The organism is Panacagrimonas perspica (assembly GCF_004364935.1).
Taxonomy (GTDB): Bacteria; Pseudomonadota; Gammaproteobacteria; order Nevskiales; family Nevskiaceae; genus Panacagrimonas; species Panacagrimonas perspica.
Window position 1 is genome coordinate 341,428 of sequence record NZ_SOBT01000011.1, and the last position, 16,110, is coordinate 357,537.

The following is a 16,110-nucleotide window of genomic DNA, read 5'->3' on the forward strand; positions in this document are numbered from 1 at the left end:
TGCGATTCACGCCGGACTCGTCGCCGCTACGAGGCCGACGTCATCCCTGTATTCCCGGTATCGGCGCGCAGTTTCAGAAACGGCAGCCCCGTAGCCCGGACGAAGTCCGGGACCGGACCTCAGAAGCGGTAATCCATCCCCGCGTAGCAGAAGCGCCCGACGTTGTCGTGGATCGCGCTGTCGCCGTCGCCGAGCAGGCCGGCGGCGAGATCCTCCTTGAATACGTTGTTCACACCGGCGTACAGGCCCAGGCCCGTCGGCCAGTCGTAGCGCGCCTGCGCATAGTGGTAATCCGTGGCGCCCACTTTGGCGGGAGACTGACGTTCGGGGTTGGACTCGTACAGCGCCCGCTCGATCCGCAGCTGCTTTCCCAGATGACGGACGCGCCAGAAAAAACTCGCGCCGCCGCGGCGATAGCCCGCGGACAGGATCGCCTGCCATTCGGGATCGCCGAGTTCTCCGCGCTCTTCGTCGAAGCGGGAGTCCTCGTCGTCGTAGGCGAAGCGGCGCAGCTGGATCAGTCGCGTCGCCATCGCGCCGACGTCGAACTGTCCACCGGCGAGCGCAAAGGCGTAGCGCCCGCCGAAGTCGATGCCCGAAGTCTCCAGCGCGCGCGTGTTCTGGACGTTCTGCAGGATCGAGAGCAGCTCGAAGCTCTGCGGATCGCGCTGCACCAGCCCGCAGTAGCGATTGTCGGCACCGGCGCCGTCAACGCAGTAGTCGAGCGTGTCCTGCGCACCGGTGAGCACGATCGCGTCCTCGACGCGGATGTGCCAGTAGTCCGCGCTGAGCTGGAACCCGTGCAGCGACGCGGGGGCGAGCACGACGCCGGCGGTGTAGGTGGTGGCGGTCTCTTCCTGCAGATCCGGATTGCCGCCGAGCGTGCCGGCCACCAGGCCGTCATCTGCCGTCGCCTCGAAGCCTGCCGGGCGGCCCAGGGTCTCGCAGTTGGCCTGTCGTCGCGCGGGATCGGCCGAATTGGCCAGCGCCGATTGCGAGCAGGGGTCTTCGACGCGGAACTGGCTCTGGAACTGCGGGCTGTAGAGCTCGGTGACGTTCGGCGCGCGCAGGGCCCGCGCGTAGCTGCCGCGCAGCGCGAGTGCCTGCACGGGGTGGTATTCGAGGCCGGCGTTCCAGCTCACGGTATCGCCCACGGTGCTGTAGTCCGAGATGCGACCGGCCACGGTGAGCTGCAGGCGCTCGAAGCCGGGCCGCGACGCAAGCAGCGGGATCCGCAATTCGGCGAAGGCTTCCGACACGTCGTAGTCGCCGTGCTCGGCGGGCACCGCCGGCAGGAAACTGGTGTTCAGCGCTAGCAGCGGATCGGGGTCGTACGCACTGCTTTCGCGCCGATGCTCGACGCCGGCGGCGAAGGCGAGCGCGCCGCCGGGTAGCTGTAACAGCGCTGCGTTGTCGATTTGTGCGGTGGCCACGGTCTGGCGCAGGCGTGCGTGGCTGACGATGCGCGTGTCGTAGAAACCCTGCGACGCCGGATCGATCGCACCGACGCCGAAGATATTCGCCGGAACGCAGCGTGACGAGTCGGCGGCGATGTCGGCGGGCATCGGCCGGCCGTCGGGCAGCGTCGCGGCAGGATCGATGCTCACGCGGCAGGCGGGCTGCTGGGTGGCAGGATCGATGACGACATCGGTGGCGGCGTAGAAGCGATCGTTGATGCGGTTGTTGAGCCCTGCCTGGTGCACGCGCGTTTCGCCGTGCACGACGGCCACGCGGTACGACCACGGCGCCTGCAGCCGGCCGTCGAGCGCCAACACGACGCGCGTGGTCTGGCGCGCGTTGTCTTCGCCGCGCTGGCCGGCGTCGGTGTTGAAGCGATTCATCTCGATGCGATCGAGTCCCTGCGCATCCAGATACCCGGCCAGGCCAGCCGGCAGGAACGCGTTGTCGCGTCGCGCGACGAGCCGGCCGCCGAAGAAATCGAAGGCGGGCTGCGTGTAGAACTCGGCGTCGCTGTGCGCGAACTTGGCGTCGAGGCTCAGGTGGGTGTCGTCGTTCAGCGCGAAGCCCACGCGCGTGTTGATCGACCAGCGATCGAAGCGCGGCTCGAGGTCGCGCACGGCGAGCGTGTCGAGGAAATCGCAGTCCGTGCAATTGAGCGAGCCGAAATCGGTGATGCCGTCGAGCCGCACCGGGCGAAAGCTGCCGTCGGGATCGAACGTGAAGATGCCGCCGTCGGGGCCGAAGATCGTGCCCGCCTCGCTGAGTGCGAGCAGGCCGGCGTTGGCCACCAGGATGCGATCCGGAATGCCGTCGCCGGCTCCCGTGTCGGCGGGATTCGGCAGCACGCGGTACTGCGTCGACGTGGCCGCGCGCTCCTTGGCGCGCAGCCGGTCCTGGCGCGAGAACTCCACCGCCGCCGCTGCGTTGCCGCGCCCGCCGGCGAAGTCGCTGCCCAACGTCAGGCTGCCGAGCTGGCGATTGAACCCGCTGTCGCTGGCCTTGCCCGACTGCAGGTGCAGCTCGGCGCCTTCGTAGCGCTTCTTCATGACGAAGTTGACGACGCCGGCGACCGCGTCGGCGCCATAAGCGGCCGAGGCGCCGCCGGTGATGATCTCCACGCGCTCGATCCAGTCGACCGGGATGCTGTTGATGTCCACGGCGGTGGAACCCGCGCTGCCGCCGACATGGCGCAGGCCGTCGACCAGCACCAGCGTGCGTTCGCTGCCCAGGTGGCGCAGGTCGAGCAGGTGCAGGCCTTCGGTTCCGAACGATGAAGGAGAACTGCCCAGCGACACCGAGGCGCCGAGCTGCGGCAGTTCGTCGAGCAGTTCGCCGATGCTCGTCGCTCCGGTGCGACGGAGCGTCTGCGCGTCGATGATCGCCATCAGTCGCGCAGACGCGCCGTCTGCACCCGCGATGCGCGTGCCGGTGACGTCGATGGTCTCGACCGGCGGCAGCGGCTGCGCGGGCAGTGCGAACGGAGCTGCGGCCACGAACAGGAGCAGCGTGGCGTTCCGCTTGAAGCGGTGGATCATGGACGGCGTGTCTTGGCCGGTGGGCTCGCCGCATCCGCGGGCAAGGGGAATTCGAGAACGACCTTGGTGCCGCCCTGCGTGCCGGGCCGCCAGTCGATGGTGCCGCTGAGTTCCTGGGCGCGATTGCGCATGCTCACGGTGCCGCGCCCGCCGGACGCCGGATCGCGCACGAAGCCGGGACCGTTGTCGGTGACGTCGAGCAGCAGGCGGTCGCCCGCCATGCCCACGCGCATGCGGATGTGCGTGGCGTGGCCGTGGCGCAGCGCGTTGGTCAGCGCCTCGCGCGCGATGCGGAACAGGTGCAGCACGTGCGCTTCGTCCAGCGAGGGATCCGGAATGTCGGCGTGCTGCTGCCAGTCCAGCGTGCCGCCCATGGCATCGAGCCGCTGGCCGGTCTCGTCGCGGATCTGCCCGAGCGCCTCGAGCAGTGTGCAGGCCTCGAGCCGGCTGCGGCTCACGACGTCGCGAAAATCCTGGATCACCGCGCGCACGAGATCGGCCTGCTCGGGACGTTCGAGCGTGTGCACCAGGGTCAGCAGCTTGCCGCCGATGTCGTCGTGCAGATCGGACAGCAGCCGCTGGCGTTCCTGCGCGGCGATGTCGGGGCGCTCGACGACGCGCGCGAGCTGCTGGCGCAGCACATCGCTGTGGCCGTGGGCGGCGCGCAGTGCGCTTCGAAGCCGCCAGGCCCAGACCGCCAGCGCGCCGGCGATGCACAGCAGGATCACCAGCATCGGGATCACGGCGCCGCTGCCTCGAGGCGCTGCGCGTCGAGCGTACGGCCGAGTGCGCGATAGGCGCTCGCCAGGCGCTGCGTCGTGAGCCGCGTCAGCGGATGCGCGGCACCCAGGTGCTGCAGTGCCTGCTCGCGGCTGGGCTCGAGCACCGAGACGGCCGCCACGTTCTTCTTCGCGCGCGACAGGCATTCGCCTTCGTTGGCCGCGAACGTGAGGGTCTGCAGGTGCGAGGGCCCCAGCGCCTTGTTCGCACGCGACACCAGCGATTCGAAGCGAGGGCAGGCCTCGTCGAGACGATTCAGCTGCATCAGGATCTGGGCGTAGGTGTTGTACTTGGGCAGCACTTCGGGTCCGTCGGCGAAGCCCTGGCTCTCGGCGGAATCGAGCGCCTGCCTCGACAGATCGGCGGCCTCTTCGAGCTGGTTCTGCTTCTGCAAGAACACTGCCAGCGCGCTCATCGCGCTGAGCGTGTAGTGATGATCGGGACCGAGCTGCTCGCGGTATTGCGCGAGCACCGCGCGCATCAGGTCCACCGCTTCGATGGATTCGGGATGCTGCGATTGCAGCGCCGCGGCCAGCATGAACTGCGTGGTGATCGTCAGCATGTGCCGCGGCCCGAGTTCGCGGTTCAGGTCGGTCATCAGCGCGCGCGTGAGTTTCTCGGATTGCGGCAGGTCGCCCTGCTCGCGCGTGATCGCGGCCTGCGCCAGCCGCGCCTGCAGGGTGTACGGGTGATTCGGCCCCAGGTTCTCGACCAGCCGCGGGATCAGCAGCGCGTAGTCGGCGAGCGCGCCGGCGCCATCACCGAGCTGGTGGCGCAGCTCGATCTGCTGCGCGGTGGCGGCAAGGCTCAGCTTGTCGCCGGCGCCGAGCAGGCGCTCTGCGTCGGCGCGCAGCGGCGCGGCGGCATCGGCGGCCTCGCGCGTGCGGCCGAGCGTGGCGACGGCGCTCAGCGCCTGGCTGCGTGCCTCGATCCACTGGCGCAGCGCCAGTGCATCCCGCGGCGCCTCGGGCCGCAGCAGCGGCTGGAGCTGCGCGAGCGCGTCGGCATACCGGCCCGCGGCCGCGAGAATCTCGGCGCGCGCCAGGCGAAGACGATCGCGCGTGTAGGCGTCGGCATTGCCGGCGGCGTCGAATGCGGTCTGCGCCTGGTCGATCAGCGCGAGTCCGCGCTCGACGTCGCCGCTGCGTGCGTAGGTGAGCGCCATCGTCCGCGCCGCGATCGCGCGTACCGGTGGCGGCATCGATAGATCCGAATCGAGCGACAGTCGCGCGGCGTCGAGAAAATCGCGCAGGTTGCGCGGGCGGCTTTGCGCGGCCTCGGGATCCGATGCGCTCAGGATGTTCTCGACGAAGGCGTTCGAGGCGTCGAGCTGCAGCGCACGCGTCTCGGCCTCCTGACGGGCCCTGCCTTCGAGCACGGCGAAGCGCAGCGACACCGCGCTGCCCGCGATCAGCGCGAGCGCGGCGACCAGCAGCGCCGCGGACACGCCGCGATGACGCCGCACGAACAATCCCAGCACGTAGGCGGCACCGGGCGCACGTGCCTCGATCGGCCGCTGGTCGATCACGCGCTCGAAGTCGACGGCCATTTCCGCAGCCGATCCGTAGCGCCGCGAGGACTCGGTCGCCATTGCCTTCATGACGACGGTCTCGATGTCGCCACGCGTCGCGGGTACGTGCCGCGACAGTCGCTCGGCACGGCCGGAGCGGATCATCGAGATCGCTTCGATGACGGTGGACTTCGACAGGCCCGGATATGGCAGGCGGCCGCTCAGCAGTTCGTAGGCGATCACGCCGAGCGAGTAGACGTCGCTGCGCGGATCGCTGCGCTCGGCGCCGCCGGCGAGCTGTTCGGCGCTCATGTACGGCACCGTCCCCAGCACCTGGCCGACGCGCGTCATCTGCGAGCCGTCGTCCTCGATCATGCGAGCGACGCCGAAATCGAGAATCTTGGGCTGGCCGTGCGCGTCGACCAGGATGTTGGCCGGCTTCAGGTCGCGATGGACGATGCCGCGAGTGTGCGCGTAGTGCACCGCGCGGCAGACCGCGGCCATCAGCGCGAGCTTGCCGTGCAGGTCGAGCGCGCGTTCGCGCGCGAAGCTCAGCAGATCGCCGCCGCGCACGTACTCGATCGCGAGATAGGGCTGCGGGCCTTTCTCGTCGTCGATCAGCCCGGCGGCGTAGAGCCGCGCGATGCCCGGGTGTTCGAGCGGTGCGAGCAGCGCCGCTTCGCGACGAAATCGCTGACGTGATTCAGACGACAGATCGATGCCGCGGAGCAGCTTGAGCGCGACTTCGCGTGCCGGCTCGGCCTGCTCGGCGAGATACACGCGGCTGGTGCTTCCCTCGCCGAGCAGCGACAGGATGCGATAGGGCCCGACGCGCGATGGCAGGCCGGCACCATCGCCATGCGTCTGCTCCTGCGCTGTCATGAGGTTCTCGAGGGGGTCAGCCGGAAATCATAGCCGAGCGCTGCATCGGTTCCCGGCGTTCACAGGTGCGGATTGATCAGTCCGCGTCGCGTGGCTTCGACCGCCGCCTGCGCGCGATTGCTGATGTTGAGCTTGCGATAGATGCTCTTGATGAAACCGTGGGCGGTGTTGCGGGTGATGCCCAGGCTCGTGGCGACTTCGGCGATCTTGTAGCCCTTGGCGATCAGCGCCAGCGTTTCGCTTTCGCGCGTGGTCAGGTGCTGAGCGGGTGCGCCGGATGCTGAAGGCCCGTCGGCGGCGAACAGGCGCAGCAGACGCCGTGCGATCTCGGCGGACAGCGGCGGCTCGCCGGCGGCGATGCCGCGCAGCGCGGCGATCGTCCGCTCCCGGGGCTGATCCTTGAGCAGGTAGCCGCTCGCACCCGCGGTCAGCGCGGGGAACAGGTGCCGATCGTCCGCGTAGATCGTGGTGACGACGCAATGACAGGCAGGCCCGCTGGCGCAGATCTCGCGGATCAGGTCGGTGCCGTTGCCGTCCGGCAGGCCCAGATCGATCAGCGCGATCTCCGGTCTTCGCGCCTGCAGGGCGCGCCGCGCCTCGGCCAGCGTCGCGGTCACCGTGATCTCGATGCCGGTGAAACTCTCGCGCAGCGTCTCGCCGAGCCATTGCGCGAGCGAGGGCTGGTCTTCCACCACGAGCCCGTACTTCATCGGAATGCCGATCGTTTTCTCATGCGCTTCAAAAAAAGCAGGCCCGGCTGATCATCAGCCGAGCCTGGGTGACGACGCCGCGAAGCGTCAAGAACGGATCAGGGCGCGCAGGTTCCGCGCTCGAGGCCGATCACGTAGTCCAGCGACACCGTCGCCTGCGTGACGGGGTCGAGCGCCACGACGTAGGTATAGCCGTTGGCGGAGACCCGCAGCGCCGATTTCGAATAGAAGAACGGCGCCGAGTCGTGAAGCAGGAACGTATGCGCGTCGGTGAACGTGAAGTTCTGCGAGGCCAGGTACTGCGCCGGCGTGATGCTCAGGCTGCCGAGCGTCAGGCCGCCGTCGCTGGCGATCGTGAACAGCGTCGGTCCTGCCGGGAGGCTGGCGGTTCCCGGGCAGTTCAGGGTTTCGCTCCTTGCGAACAGCGCCATCGCGTCGTCGACGAAGTCCTTGGTCGTGGTCGTCGAGCCCGAGACGGCGGTGCTGCAGGTCACTGGCGCCGCGCCGGCGGTGAACAGGATGGACGCCGAGGACACGCTGCCGTTGTTGAAGATCAGGCTGTAGCTGGGCGGCAAGGCGCTGCCCAGGTCGTCCGCGCGGCGTTCGAAGCTCACGACGTTGCCGCGGGTGCCGACGATGCCCGGATGTGTGCCGTCCACCACAGCGACACCGTTCACGCTGGACGTGCCGTCCGCGTTCACGACGATCGTCTGCTGGCCCCGGTCACCGCAACCCACCACGTAGGTGCCCTGGTAGCCCGCGCCGATCAGCGAGGCCAGCGTCGTGCCGCTCACCGGCGGGACGGTCGTGGAGACCTCGCCGATGCGGAAGTGACCGGTCACGGCGATCGAGTCCGGCAGGTTCACCGCCTGGCCGGTCTTGTAGAGCCGCGCGTCGAAGCTGCCTTCCACGGCGCCCTCGTAGGTTCCGCCGGGCGTGCGCAGGCCGGCCTTGGTGACGACCAGCGTGCAGTGGAAGCCGGTCGCGCCCAGGGTGCCCGCGGTGTTGTAGCCGTGACCGGCCGCGAAGCCGATCTCGATGTTGCGCGGACGCGTGACGCCCAGCGCGTCGCCGCAGTCGTAGGTGCCGGGTGCGTCGGGCAGGTTGCGGAAATTGACGTAGCTGTTGGGCGTGGGCCCGTTGGCGGTGACTTCGTCGAGGAATCCCGCGAGCGTTCCGGCGCTGATCGTGCCGGGACCCGGGAAGAAGCGCAGCGCATGGCTCTGGGCCGCGCCCTGCACCGTGCCGCTGGTCTCGAAACGCACGCCGGTTTCGTTCGCACCGAGCGCCGTGTCCGGCGTCTCCCCGACAGGGTCGGGATCGGGGCCAGGACCCGGACCCGGACCCGGACCTGGATCAGGACCAGGGCCGGGACCCGCACCCGGCGCGCGCGGAACCGTCGGTTGGGACGCCCGGCTGAAACCATCGAGCGCGGCCTGGTAGGCCTGGGGCGCGGTCAGTCCTTCGCCGGTGGCGGCGGCGATGCCCTGCGCGAAGGTTTCGAGGAACTGGTCGTAGATGTCGCCGGCGACGCCCGGCGCGATGGATGAGAAGAACGGATCGAACCCGCCCTGCGGATACGCGTAGCCGGCGTTGTCGAGCACGGTCTTGAGCAGGTCGCGCCCGGCCGGCAGCCCGGTGGCCACGTCCGAGAGCCGCGGCAGCGTCGTGGTGCCATTGCCGAACCAGGTCGCCATGTCGGCGCCGGTGGACAGGAAGACGGCGCGCGCGAGCGCGAAGTCGGTCAGCGGCGTGATGTTGGCCGTGGTCGTGGCGCCGGTGACGCCGCTCATCGAATACAGCGTCAGCAGGTTGGCGGGCCCACCGGCGCCGAGCGTGCCGCCGTTGACGCGCGCCACGCAGGGTAGTGCGGAGGTCGGCAAGGTCAGCGTCCAGCTTCCGTTGGCCGCAGTCGTCGTGTTGTCGGTGTAGGCGTTGCAGGTCGCCGCGACCGCGCCGCCACTGATCGGCAGGCCGACCGCTGCGACGCCGGTGATCGTGCTCCGTGGCATCGCGGGAAAATCGTCATCGTGGTTGGACGAACAGGCAGCGACCGCGGTCAGCGCGAGCAGCGGCAGGCCGTGGCGGAAAAGACGTTCGAGCGTCATGGGCGAGGCGATCCGGAAAATGGGGAGAGTGGGAACTCAGCGATTGGCCGCGAGCGTGCCGACGAGCGCCGTGGCGGCTTCGCCGATCAGCGCCTGATAGGTGCTGCGGTAGTTGTCTTCGTTCGAAACCGCGACCTCGTTGGCCTTGTTCTTCTCGGCGGCGCTGCTGCCGAGCAGGCTGCCGACGGCGTTGAACATGCCGTCGGCACGCTTGGTTTCGGCAGTGGTGGTCTCGGTCAGCGCAAACAGGTCGGCCACCGGCGAGACCAGCGGCTCGTCGAGATACACGGCGCCCGTGTGGCGCGGCCGCTTGCTGTTGGTGAACGTGCGCTTGCCGGCGGAGGTGACGAACTGGATCTGCGTTTCTTCGGCGACCAGCAGCGGCTTGGCGTCGATGGAGACGCGCGCCTTGCCGGCGATGCCGGCGAGCAGTCCGTTCTTCGTCGCCGAGGTTTCGCCGAAGCTGACGAGGTAGTTCACGTGCAGCAACGTGGCGCCGACCGCCTTGGCGAGTTCGCCCTCGCGATCGCCGCGCGCCTGGTTCTGCACGTCGATGCGCTGCCGCAGGTCGCCGCGGGCCTTGCCAGAGGCGATGAACACCTTCATGCCGGCGGGCGCGAAGATCCGGCTCAGCGAGGGCTGGCTGTCGACGATGCTGCCGTCGGAGAACAGGAACGGTGCGGGCTGGCCGTATTTCCCGGCCAGCTCCTGGTAGATCGGTTGCGACTGCAGCGCCGCGCTGTCCATCACCTGGAAGCCGGCGGCGGTGAGTGCCGACACCGTGTCGGCATAGGCCTGGTCGGTGATCGCCTGCAGGCTGGCGTCGCTCACGCCGACGAGGTGCGTGGTGATCGCGGCGCTGGCGCCGCCCGCGCGGCCCTGCGCATGGATCTGGGTGTAGAACTCGACGCCGAACTCGGCGATGACGACCTGGGTCTGCCCCTTGATCGAACCGGCGTTGTCCTTCGCGATGTCCGGCGCGGCCTGCGCGGTGGCGACGGACAGCGGGAGCAGCAGCGCCAGCAGCGGGCGCGAGAGGTGTCGCGTGAAAGGAAGCATTCGGAGGGGCGGGCTCGTGACGACGGAGAACTAAGGTCGTCGCTGATGCCCGACAGGGGCCACCCCCTGTTCTGGGGGTGCTCGCCGCGCGGTGCGGATGCGCAGATGTGCGGTCGCGGGTAGACGTGCCGCGGACAGCAAAAGCCCCGGACTTCGTCCGGGCTACGAGAGGCGCTTCCCCGTAGCCCGGACGAAGTCCGGGGCTTGTGACATCAGGCCAGCTTCTTGTGCCGCGACTTGCGGTTCACGCCCGGCTCGCTGCCGGTACGACGACGGAAGTCGTCTTCGTATTCGCGGTAATTGCCTTCGAGATACACGATCTCGCCGGAGTCCTCGAACGCGAGGATGTGCGTCGCGACGCGATCCAGGAACCAGCGATCGTGCGAGATCACGAGCGCGCAGCCGGAGAAGTCGAGCAGCGAATCCTCGAGCGCGCGCAGCGTTTCGACGTCCAGGTCGTTGGTCGGTTCGTCGAACAGCAGCACGTTGCCGCCGGAGAGCAGCATCTTGGCCAGGTGCAGACGGTTGCGCTCACCACCCGACAGGTCCTTCACGCGCTTCTGCTGCGAGTCGCCCTTGAAGTTGAAGCGGCCGATGTAGGCGCGCGCCGGCATCTCGAAGTTGCCGATGCGGACCAGGTCGCTGCCGCCCGAGATTTCCTGGAACACGGTCAGATCGCCGTTGAGCGCGTCGCGGCTCTGGTCGACGTAGCCGAGCTTCACGGTCTCGCCGATGCGGATCGTGCCCTCGTCCGGCTTTTCCTGGTCGAGCAGCATGCGGAACAGAGTGGTCTTGCCGCGGCCGTTGGCGCCGATGATGCCGACGATGGCGCCCTTGGGCACCGTGAAATCCAGGCCCTTGTAGAGCCAGCGATCGCCGTACTTCTTGCCGACGTTGCTGACCTCGATGACGACGTCGCCCAGGCGCGGGCCGGGCGGGATGTACAGCTCGTGCGTCTCGGAGCGCTTCTGGAATTCCTGGCTCGCCATTTCCTCGTAGGCCTTGAGGCGCGCCTTGGACTTGGACTGCCGGCCCTTGGCGTTCTTGCGCACCCACTCCAGCTCTTCCTTCATCGCCTTGGTGTGCGCGTCCTCCTGCTTCTGCTCGGTCTCGAGACGATTGCTCTTCTGCTCGAGCCAGGACGAGTAGTTGCCCTGCCAGGGGATGCCGTGCCCGCGGTCGAGTTCGAGGATCCAGCCGGCGACGTTGTCGAGGAAATAGCGGTCATGCGTGACCGCGATGATCGTTCCCGGGAAATCCTTCAGGAACTTCTCGAGCCACGCGACGGATTCCGCGTCGAGATGGTTGGTCGGTTCGTCGAGCAGGATCATGTCGGGCTTGGACAGCAGCAGCCGGCACAGCGCGACGCGGCGACGCTCGCCGCCGGACAGGCGCGTGACGTCGGCGTCCCAGGGCGGCAGGTTCAGCGCTTCACCGGCCTTGTCGAGCACGACGTCGATGTTCTCGCCGCCGCCGGCCGCGAGCTTGGACTCCAGCTCGGCCTGCTTGGCTGCGAGCTTGTCGAAGTCCGCGCCTTCCTCGGCGTAGGCCGCGTAGACGGCGTCGAGCTGCGCCTGCACGTCGGTGACGTCCGAGAGCGCTTCCATGACGTTCTCGCGCACGTTCTTCGCAGGATCGAGCTGCGGTTCCTGCGGCAGGTACCCGACCTTCAGGTTGGGCGCCGGGCGCGCTTCGCCGATGAACTCCTTGTCGATGCCCGCCATGATCTTGAGCAGGGTCGACTTGCCGGCGCCGTTGTAGCCGAGCACGCCGATCTTGGCGCCAGGGAAGAACGACAGCGAGATGTTGCGAAGGATTTCCTTCTTCGGCGGGACGATCTTGCCCACCTTGTGCATCGTGTAGACGTATTGCATGGCTTCTCGGTACGGGTGCGGGGCCTGGCGTCGACGGCAGCGCGACGCGGATCCGGCGGGGGGGGCTTCGACGCGTTGCGGGCGCAAGGGCGTCTTGGGGCGGGCATTATCCACGGCGCACCGGGGAATGTTGTACCCCCTGGCCCAAATTCCACCCAGGGAGACCGCATGGACCGCTGCGCGAACCTCAGGCTGCTCGCCGAATACAACCGCTGGATGAACGACAAGGTCTACGAGGCTGCCGGCCGCCTCGACGCCGGGGCGCTGGCGGCCGATCGCGGGGCCTTCTTCGGCTCGATCCTGGGCACCTTGAATCACCTCGTCGCGGCCGACCTGATCTGGCTGGGCCGATTCCGGGAGCATCCGGCGCGCCCCGCGCTGCTCGACGGGCTGGACGCCTGGCCGGTCCCGGCCTCGCTCGATCACCTGCTCTACGCGGATTTCGCCGAGTTGCGCGGGCATCGCCGAAGGCTCGATGCGCTGATCGTGGACTGGGCCGCCGCGCTGCGGGAGCCGGATCTCGACATCCCGCTGGAATACCGCAATACCCGGGGCGTGCTCGCCAGGCGCGATCTGGGCAGCCTGGCCGTGCACCTGTTCAACCACCAGACCCATCACCGCGGGCAGGCGACGACCTTGCTGACGCAGGCGGGTGAGGATGTGGGCGTCACCGACCTGCTGATGCTGATTCCGAATCTGGCGGAGATCGGCTGAAGGGGGTGTTGTAGCCCGGATGCAGTCCGGGACGGCGGCGCGAGGAGTGCGCGCGTTCTGCGAAGTGTCATCCCGGACTGCGTCCGGGCTACGGGGGCTGGGTTCAGCGATAGCGGCGCTGGATGAATTCCGCGATGCACACCGGCTTGGCCTCGCCTTCGCGCTGCACTTCCATGTTGAACGTGAGCTGCAGGCCGTCGTCGGGCACGGGTTCGCAGGCGCCGAGCACGACGCGGCAGCGCAGTCGGCTGCCGACCGGAACCGGCGCCGGGAAGCGCACCTTGTTGAGGCCGTAGTTCAGGCCCATGCGCGTGCCTTCGAGCCGCACGGCGGATGCAAAGAGCTGGGGCAGCAGCGACAGCGTCAGGAATCCGTGCGCGATCGTGCGGCCGTAAGGCCCTTCCTTCGCGCGCTGCTGGTCCACGTGGATCCACTGGTGATCGCCGGTGACGTCGGCGAACAGGTCGATCTGCGCCTGGGTCACGGTGACCCACTCGCTGATCGCGAGTTCCTGGCCGACGCAGGGGATCAGTTCATCGAGGGTCTTGAACGTTCTCATCGGGATCGTCCGGTCTTCAGCGTTCGCCGGGCGCGAGCCTCAGCCCACCATCGTCAGCCCGCCGCTGACGCTGAGCACCTGGCCGGTGACGTAGCTGGATCTCGGACTCATCATGAAGGCGATCGCGTTGGCGATGTCCTCCGGCTGCGCCAGGCGCCGGAACGGGATGGCATTCATCAGCGCCTCGCGCAGGTTCCCTTCCACCTGCGTGTTGAACAGCGGCGTGTCGGTGGGGCCGGGGCACACACAGTTCACGTTGATCTGGTAGCGCGCCATCTCGCGCGCCAGCGACTTCGTGAACGCGATCAGTCCGCCCTTGGTCGCCGCGTACACCGTCTCGCCCATGCTGCCCACGCGGCCGGCGTCGCTGGCGATGTTGACGATCTTGCCGGCCTTGGCCTCGATCATCGAGGGCAGCACCAGCTGCGTTAGGCGGATCGCGCCAAGCAGATTCACGGCGACCAGGCGATCCCACAGCGCGGGGTCGTTCTTCATGAACGGCCCGATCTTGTCGAATCCGGCGGCGTTCACCAGGCCGTCCACGCGACCGTGCGTCTTCATGATGGTGTCCGCGTAGGTCTTCACCGAGGCGGCGTCGGCCAGGTCCAGCGGGTAGGCGTGCAGACTCCCGGCGCCGGTGCCATCCGCTGCGGTGCGCTCGGCGCCGGCAACGTCGAGCTCGCCGATGCAGACGGTGGCGCCCTGCGAGGCGAGCAGCAACGCGGTGGCGCGGCCGATGCCGGAGGCGCCCCCGGTGAGCGCGATGATCTTGTTCTCGAGTTCCATCGTTGTCGTTCTCTTCAGTGATCGATCAGGGTTTCGTGCGGTCAGACGGGGTCCCAGCAGAACACGTCCTGCGAGCGCTCCAGTGGCGTGAACTGCGCCTGCAAGGCCGGCATCGCGTGCTGCGCGATGCGCTCCGGCGTCCATCCCCGTGCGTCGTGCACCGAGCGCACCGGGCGCGGTTGCGAGAACAGGAAGATCTCGTTGGCGCGCACACCGAAGATCTGGCCCGTGACCTGCGCCGCGAGGTCGCTGCCCAGGTACACGGCCAGCGGCGCGATTTTCGCGCTCTCCATCGTCTTGAGCCGCGCGACGCGCTCCACCTGGTCCGGCGTGTCGGTGGGAATGGCGCCGATCATGCGGCTCCACGCGAACGGCGCGATGCAGTTGGAACGCACGCCGAATTTCGCCATGTCGAGCGCGATGGAACGCGACAGTCCGGCGATGCCGAGCTTGGCGGCCATGTAGTTGGCCTGGCCGAAGTTGCCGATCAGCCCCGAGGTCGACGTCATGCTCACGACGGCGCCGCTGCCCTGCTTGCGAAAGTGCGGCGCGGCGGCGCGCGACATGAAGAACGAGCCATGCAGGTGCACGTCGATCACCGACTGCCATTCCTCGACCGACATGTTGAAGAAGAAGCGGTCGCGCAGGATGCCGGCATTGTTCACGAGCACGTCGATGCGGCCGAACGTGTCGACCGCGGTGGCGATGATGCGACTCGCCGATTCCCAGCTCGCCACGCTCTCGGTGCTGGCGATCGCGCTGCCGCCGGCCGCCACGATCTCGGCGACGACCTTGTGCGCGGTCGTCTGGTCGGCGCCTTCGCCGGAGAGCGACGCGCCGAGGTCGTTGATCACCACGCTGGCGCCGTCGCGGGCCATCGCCAGCGCGATGTCGCGCCCGATACCGCCGCCGGCGCCCGTGACCACGACCACCTTGCCTGCCATCAGCGATGTCATCCCGCCTCCCAGCGCATCGGTTTCACGGCGCGAACCTGCGACCCATGGAGATTCGCGCCGGTCCTCTCGTGCCATGCACCGTAGTTCACCCCTGAATCCAGCATCAATACGGACGCCCACCCGTCCGGCGTCGGGCCTGTGCGAACGCCCGTGTCAGGAGCGGCCGTCGCGGCGCTAGCGTGGCGTGGCGATCTCGAAGGGAGGTTTCGTCCATGCGCTGCCTGCTGGTCCTGTGCGTCCTGGCCATGATTCCGACGGCCGAGGCGGTCGTGTACCGCTGCGAGGTGGACCAGAGGCCGGTGTACACCGACCGGCCTTGTGCGGCCGGCACCGCGCCACACGACCTGCCGGTCATCAGCGTCCTGCCGTCGCCCGGCGAGGCCGACCTCGTGGCGGATCACGATGCGCGCCGCGAACGTCATCTGAAATCGAAGGCCGGGGACGACGCGAAATGGCTCAAGGATCACCGCAAGCGCAAGGCGACCGACGAGCGCCTGTCTGCGGCCGCTGCGGACCACAAGGTCCTGAAGGACATGAGCGCCGACCAAGTCCGCCGCGCTCTCGGCAGCCCGGACGAGGTCAAGCGCAAGGACGGCGTCGAGCGATGGACGTATGTCGACGGCAAGCAGCGGCGCACCGTGGTGCTGCAGAACGGCCGTGTTTCGAGCACCGGCGGACCCAAGGGCAAGTAATGGGGGACGCATCCGGCTTGAGTCCATGGCACCGCTCTTGAAACAATGACGGCAGCGTCCATTCCGGCGTCATCGATCCATCGCGTCTTTTGCCATGCCTCTCTACGAATACAGCTGCGCTGCCTGCGGCGCCACGTCGGAAATCAACCACCGGATGTCCGATCCTGCCCCGACCGATTGCCCGGTCTGCGGCGCGCCCAAGCTCTCCAAGATGATTTCGGCCGCCGGTTTCCGGCTCAAGGGCGCCGGCTGGTACGAGACCGACTTCAAGTCGGACGGCAAGCGCAACCTCGCGGGGGACAGCGGCGAATCCTCGGGCGCAGACAGCAAGTCGGCCGGCAAGCCGGCCGCGAAGCCCGCCGCCGATGCCAGTCCTGCGCCGGCCAAGGCCGAGACCAAGAGCGAATCCAAGCCTGCTGCAGCCCCGGCCGCCACATCGCCGAGCCCCGGCAGCAGCGCCGCCACCTGAGCTCCTCGCCGGGCC

The 16,110-nt window shown here is 68.5% G+C and carries 13 protein-coding genes; 3 read left to right on the forward strand and 10 right to left on the reverse strand.

The features are described 5' to 3' along the window. Nucleotides 1-119: 119 nt before the first annotated feature. The 7 genes from DFR24_RS21050 to ettA form a co-directional block, all read right to left on the reverse strand. On the reverse strand, nucleotides 120-2,996 hold the full coding sequence (locus tag DFR24_RS21050) for a TonB-dependent receptor domain-containing protein (protein ID WP_133883406.1): 2,877 nt from the start codon (nucleotides 2,994-2,996) through the stop codon (nucleotides 120-122). After that, complete coding sequence (locus DFR24_RS21055; protein WP_133883538.1) at nucleotides 2,993-3,730, reverse strand: sensor histidine kinase; 738 nt, start codon at nucleotides 3,728-3,730, stop codon at nucleotides 2,993-2,995. Before DFR24_RS21055 ends, DFR24_RS21050 begins: the two co-directional genes overlap by 4 nt. Before the next feature lie 5 nt (nucleotides 3,731-3,735). Beyond that, nucleotides 3,736-6,168, reverse strand: coding sequence for a serine/threonine-protein kinase (locus DFR24_RS21060; RefSeq protein ID WP_133883407.1), 2,433 nt, complete (start codon nucleotides 6,166-6,168; stop codon nucleotides 3,736-3,738). Nucleotides 6,169-6,227: 59 nt separating this feature from the next. Further along, nucleotides 6,228-6,878: a response regulator transcription factor gene (locus DFR24_RS21065; RefSeq protein ID WP_133883408.1), complete on the reverse strand. Its 651-nt coding sequence runs from the start codon at nucleotides 6,876-6,878 to the stop codon at nucleotides 6,228-6,230. Nucleotides 6,879-6,976: 98 nt separating this feature from the next. After that, nucleotides 6,977-8,986: a hypothetical protein gene (locus DFR24_RS21070; RefSeq protein ID WP_133883409.1), complete on the reverse strand. Its 2,010-nt coding sequence runs from the start codon at nucleotides 8,984-8,986 to the stop codon at nucleotides 6,977-6,979. Nucleotides 8,987-9,022: 36 nt separating this feature from the next. Then, nucleotides 9,023-10,045: a hypothetical protein gene (locus tag DFR24_RS21075; protein WP_133883410.1), complete on the reverse strand. Its 1,023-nt coding sequence runs from the start codon at nucleotides 10,043-10,045 to the stop codon at nucleotides 9,023-9,025. 212 nt (nucleotides 10,046-10,257) lie between these two features. Beyond that, entirely contained in the window at nucleotides 10,258-11,919 is a 1,662-nt protein-coding gene (gene ettA, locus DFR24_RS21080; protein WP_133883411.1) for an energy-dependent translational throttle protein EttA, read from the reverse strand. A gap of 168 nt (nucleotides 11,920-12,087) precedes the next feature. Between ettA and DFR24_RS21085 the strand changes: the two genes are divergently transcribed. Next, nucleotides 12,088-12,633 carry a DinB family protein gene (locus DFR24_RS21085; RefSeq protein WP_133883412.1) on the forward strand — a complete coding sequence of 182 codons (546 nt, stop codon included), beginning with the start codon at nucleotides 12,088-12,090 and terminating at the stop codon, nucleotides 12,631-12,633. A 103-nt stretch (nucleotides 12,634-12,736) separates the two neighbouring features. Here the strand turns inward: DFR24_RS21085 and DFR24_RS21090 are convergent, their stop codons facing one another. From DFR24_RS21090 to DFR24_RS21100, 3 genes are read right to left on the reverse strand one after another with little or no spacing between them, the layout of a single operon-like run. Beyond that, nucleotides 12,737-13,192, reverse strand: a complete 456-nt coding sequence (locus tag DFR24_RS21090) for a MaoC family dehydratase (protein WP_133883413.1) — start codon at nucleotides 13,190-13,192, stop codon at nucleotides 12,737-12,739. Between the two features lie 39 nt (nucleotides 13,193-13,231). Further along, nucleotides 13,232-13,978: an SDR family NAD(P)-dependent oxidoreductase gene (locus DFR24_RS21095; RefSeq protein WP_133883414.1), complete on the reverse strand. Its 747-nt coding sequence runs from the start codon at nucleotides 13,976-13,978 to the stop codon at nucleotides 13,232-13,234. Nucleotides 13,979-14,019: 41 nt separating this feature from the next. Further along, nucleotides 14,020-14,934, reverse strand: coding sequence for an SDR family NAD(P)-dependent oxidoreductase (locus DFR24_RS21100; RefSeq protein ID WP_162851359.1), 915 nt, complete (start codon nucleotides 14,932-14,934; stop codon nucleotides 14,020-14,022). A gap of 212 nt (nucleotides 14,935-15,146) precedes the next feature. On the opposite strand from DFR24_RS21100, the gene DFR24_RS21105 reads away from it, so the two are divergent. Both DFR24_RS21105 and DFR24_RS21110 read left to right on the forward strand, forming a co-directional pair. Continuing rightward, nucleotides 15,147-15,626, forward strand: coding sequence for a hypothetical protein (locus DFR24_RS21105; protein ID WP_133883415.1), 480 nt, complete (start codon nucleotides 15,147-15,149; stop codon nucleotides 15,624-15,626). A gap of 94 nt (nucleotides 15,627-15,720) precedes the next feature. Then, complete coding sequence (locus tag DFR24_RS21110) at nucleotides 15,721-16,095, forward strand: FmdB family zinc ribbon protein (protein ID WP_133883416.1); 375 nt, start codon at nucleotides 15,721-15,723, stop codon at nucleotides 16,093-16,095. The last annotated feature ends 15 nt before the right edge of the window (nucleotides 16,096-16,110 follow it).

Coding starts and splice junctions, on each gene's coding strand:
- DFR24_RS21110 (WP_133883416.1), top strand. CDS start 15,721: ATGCCTCTCTACGAATACAGCTGCGCTGCCTGCGGCGCCACGTCGGAA.
- DFR24_RS21095 (WP_133883414.1), bottom strand. CDS start 13,978: ATGGAACTCGAGAACAAGATCATCGCGCTCACCGGGGGCGCCTCCGGC.
- DFR24_RS21060 (WP_133883407.1), bottom strand. CDS start 6,168: ATGACAGCGCAGGAGCAGACGCATGGCGATGGTGCCGGCCTGCCATCG.
- DFR24_RS21085 (WP_133883412.1), top strand. CDS start 12,088: ATGGACCGCTGCGCGAACCTCAGGCTGCTCGCCGAATACAACCGCTGG.
- DFR24_RS21090 (WP_133883413.1), bottom strand. CDS start 13,192: ATGAGAACGTTCAAGACCCTCGATGAACTGATCCCCTGCGTCGGCCAG.
- DFR24_RS21075 (WP_133883410.1), bottom strand. CDS start 10,045: ATGCTTCCTTTCACGCGACACCTCTCGCGCCCGCTGCTGGCGCTGCTG.
- DFR24_RS21050 (WP_133883406.1), bottom strand. CDS start 2,996: ATGATCCACCGCTTCAAGCGGAACGCCACGCTGCTCCTGTTCGTGGCC.
- DFR24_RS21070 (WP_133883409.1), bottom strand. CDS start 8,986: ATGACGCTCGAACGTCTTTTCCGCCACGGCCTGCCGCTGCTCGCGCTG.
- DFR24_RS21100 (WP_162851359.1), bottom strand. CDS start 14,934: ATGACATCGCTGATGGCAGGCAAGGTGGTCGTGGTCACGGGCGCCGGC.
- DFR24_RS21065 (WP_133883408.1), bottom strand. CDS start 6,878: ATGAAGTACGGGCTCGTGGTGGAAGACCAGCCCTCGCTCGCGCAATGG.
- DFR24_RS21105 (WP_133883415.1), top strand. CDS start 15,147: ATGCGCTGCCTGCTGGTCCTGTGCGTCCTGGCCATGATTCCGACGGCC.
- DFR24_RS21055 (WP_133883538.1), bottom strand. CDS start 3,730: ATGCTGGTGATCCTGCTGTGCATCGCCGGCGCGCTGGCGGTCTGGGCC.
- ettA (WP_133883411.1), bottom strand. CDS start 11,919: ATGCAATACGTCTACACGATGCACAAGGTGGGCAAGATCGTCCCGCCG.